Source organism: Mesorhizobium sp. M7A.F.Ca.CA.003.01.2.1 (genome assembly GCF_003998945.1).
Lineage (GTDB): Bacteria > Pseudomonadota > Alphaproteobacteria > Rhizobiales > Rhizobiaceae > Mesorhizobium > Mesorhizobium ciceri.
In genome coordinates this window covers 1-2,787 of sequence record NZ_RZRA01000778.1, presented here as the reverse complement: position 1 = coordinate 2,787, position 2,787 = coordinate 1, and the positions used below count along the sequence as shown (strand labels likewise).

At 59.3% G+C, this 2,787-nt stretch carries 4 protein-coding genes; 3 read left to right on the top strand and 1 reads right to left on the bottom strand.

All coding sequences use genetic code 11. From position 1 onward, the window contains the following. Window positions 1-43: 43 nt before the first annotated feature. Both EN969_RS25390 and EN969_RS25385 read left to right on the top strand, forming a co-directional pair. Window positions 44-1,015 (top strand): SDR family oxidoreductase, encoded by a 972-nt coding sequence (locus EN969_RS25390; RefSeq protein ID WP_024505521.1) that lies wholly within the window; start codon window positions 44-46, stop codon window positions 1,013-1,015. Window positions 1,016-1,055: 40 nt separating this feature from the next. After that, on the top strand, window positions 1,056-1,205 hold the full coding sequence (locus EN969_RS25385) for a hypothetical protein (protein ID WP_013531568.1): 150 nt from the start codon (window positions 1,056-1,058) through the stop codon (window positions 1,203-1,205). A 59-nt stretch (window positions 1,206-1,264) separates the two neighbouring features. Here the strand turns inward: EN969_RS25385 and EN969_RS25380 are convergent, their stop codons facing one another. Beyond that, window positions 1,265-1,771 carry a ferritin-like domain-containing protein gene (locus EN969_RS25380; protein WP_013531567.1) on the bottom strand — a complete coding sequence of 169 codons (507 nt, stop codon included), beginning with the start codon at window positions 1,769-1,771 and terminating at the stop codon, window positions 1,265-1,267. Window positions 1,772-2,005: 234 nt separating this feature from the next. On the opposite strand from EN969_RS25380, the gene EN969_RS25375 reads away from it, so the two are divergent. Beyond that, the coding region (locus EN969_RS25375; protein ID WP_127419493.1) for an HAD-IIB family hydrolase at window positions 2,006-2,787 on the top strand (782 nt) is incomplete at its 3' end.

The following is a 2,787-nucleotide window of genomic DNA, read 5'->3' as shown; positions in this document are numbered from 1 at the left end:
TGGCCGACATGCGTTGTTTTCTCTCCAAGCCAAGGAGACGATCATGCAGATGAAGTCGGAAATAGCCGGTGAAGCGGCCAAGCAGCGCCATATCCAACGTGGCATCGATGCCAAGGACAAATCGAAAGGCGATGGGAAGCTTCAAGGCGCCATGCAGGCTGGCGCCCGCGAATATCCCGAGCCCCCCTTCCCTGAGCAACATCAGCCCAAACCGGGACATGAATGGGCCATAGAGCCGGCGCCGCTGTACGATGCGCCTTACTATCTCGGATCGAAAAAACTCAACCAAAAGGTAGCGCTCATCACGGGCGGCGATTCGGGCATCGGCCGCTCGGTGGCGGTGTTGTTCGCCCGCGAGGGCGCCGACGTCGCGATCGTCTATCTGGCCGAGGACAAGGACGCTGAAGAGACCAAATCCGCGGTGGAAAAGGAGGGACGACGCTGCCTCCTGGTCAAGGCCGATGTCAGCGAACGCAGCCACTGCCACAAGGCGGTCATGGAGACCGTTGAAAAATTCGGCCGCATCGACGTGCTGGTCAACAATGCTGCGTTCCAGATCCATTCCAGCGACTTCGGCGAGCTCACCGAAGAACATTTCGACACGACGTTGAAGACCAATCTTTACGGCTATTTTCATATGGCGCAGGAAGCGGTGCCGCACATGAAACCCGGTTCGGCGATCATCAACACCGGTTCGGTAACCGGTATCGACGGTTCAAAACAGCTGGTCGACTATTCGATGACCAAGGGCGGCATTCATGCTTTCACGCGGGCCCTGTCGGGCAATCTCATCGGCAAGGGCATAAGGGTGAATGCGGTAGCACCGGGTCCGGTGTGGACGCCGCTCAATCCGTCGGACAAGGAAGCTGACGACGTCTCGAAATTCGGCGCCGACACGCCAATGAAACGACCAGCGCAACCGGAAGAGCTCGCGCCGGCCTATGTGTTCCTCGCTTCGCCGCATTGCTCGAGCTACATCACCGGCGAAATCTTGCCCGTCGTCGGAGGGTACTGAGGATGGCCGAAACGAAGTCCGCAACGAAGGAGTAGGATGGATGGGCCGTCTGCTTTTCATGGTGGCGTTCGCTTGTGTAGCGTATCGCATCTACACGGAAACCGCAGGGTCTGCTCGGCATGTGCCGCAGGATGACGGTGAGGCGCTGCGCAAGCAATCAGCGGCACTGGGCGTCGACCCGTCTCGCTGACGGGATGGAACCTACCGGCAATCCGGCCGGCCGAGTTACCAGCCGGCCGGATTGCAGCCTTATTCGGCTGCCTGCAGGTTGATCTTGCTTTCCGCCATTTCGGTGAGCTTGCGATCTGTCGCCTGTTCTTCCTTGAGATTCTTGGCCAGCACATTGGCGCAGTCGGTGCGGCCAAGCTGCTTGGCCCAGGCGATGAGCGTGCCGTAGCGCGTCATCTCGTAGTGTTCGACGGCCTGCGCCGAAGCAATCAGCGCCGCGTCGAGAACCTCCTTGTCATCGACGTCACCGCTCACATCGTCGGCCTCCTCGAGAATGCCGTCGATTGCCGGACAGTTGACCTCCTTGGCCTTGACGCCATGCAACTCAAACACCTGTTCGACGCGCTCGACATGGCCTCTCGTCTGATCGAGGTGCTTTTCAAATCCGGCTTTCAATTGCGGGTCGGTTGCCTTGTCGATCATCTTCGGCAGCGCTTTCTCGATCTGCTTTTCGGCGTAATAGATGTCGCGCAGCGTGTGCACGAAGAGATCGTCGAGTGTCTTTATGTCCTTCGAAAAGAAGCCCATGGCCTTACCTTTCATTGCGCTTGGTGTGGATTTCGGCGACGGGGTTTGCGCCGCCAACAAAGACCGGGACGGTTCCCGGCTTCTCTGGTCAACGTGCCGGCACCGAAGGAGTTCCTGATTTCCGAGGGCGGACCGTTCCCCCTTCTCCAAGACCTCGATCCGGTCGGCGGGGAGCCTTTGTCTCGATCACACGTTCTAGCCGCAGAGCAATCGGAACCGAGAAGGGTTGGCGGAATGTATTTCATTGCATTGGCGACTGACTATGACGGCACGCTGGCTCATGATGGGGTCGTCGCCAAGAAAACGCTCACTGCGCTTGAGCGGTTCAAGAAAAGCGGCCGCAAGCTGGTTCTCGTCACCGGGCGTGAACTGCCCGATCTCAAGGGCGTCTTTCCCGAGCTTAGCCTCTTCGACAAGGTCGTCGCTGAGAATGGCGCGATGATCTACACGCCGGCCAGCGAGGAAGAGCGGGTGATCGCCCCGCCGCCCGAGCCCAAATTCGTCGCCAGGTTGAAGAGGCAGGGCGTCAAGCCGCTTTCGGTCGGACGATCGATCGTCGCGACCTGGGAACCGCATCAAGCGACCGTGCTTGAGGTCATCAAGAAGATGGGTCTCGAACTGGAAATCATCTTCAACAAGGGCGCGGTGATGATCCTGCCGAGCGGCATCAACAAAGCCACCGGGCTCGCCGCGGCCCTTCAGGACCTTCGACTTTCGCCGCACAACGTCGTCGGCGTCGGCGACGCCGAGAACGATCATGCGTTCCTGCAAGCCTGTGGCTGCAGCGTCGCCGTCGACAATGCAATTCCGGCGGTCAAGGATACAGCCAACCTGATCATGCCTGGCGCCCGAGGCAAAGGCGTGGAGCAACTGATCGCAAAGCTGATAAAGCGTGATCACGCGATAGTGCCGAAGCGCCATGACGGCATCGTTCTTGGATCATCTGGCGGCGATGATACCTACCTGTCGCCGAGCGACACGATCCTCATTGCCGGGAGTTCCGGTATCGGTAAATC

Bases quoted from the DNA above. Each gene is read 5' to 3' on its own strand.
- EN969_RS25385 (WP_013531568.1), top strand. From the start codon at position 1,056: ATGGGCCGTCTGCTTTTCATGGTGGCGTTCGCTTGTGTAGCGTATCGC.
- EN969_RS25380 (WP_013531567.1), bottom strand. From the start codon at position 1,771: ATGGGCTTCTTTTCGAAGGACATAAAGACACTCGACGATCTCTTCGTG.
- EN969_RS25390 (WP_024505521.1), top strand. From the start codon at position 44: ATGCAGATGAAGTCGGAAATAGCCGGTGAAGCGGCCAAGCAGCGCCAT.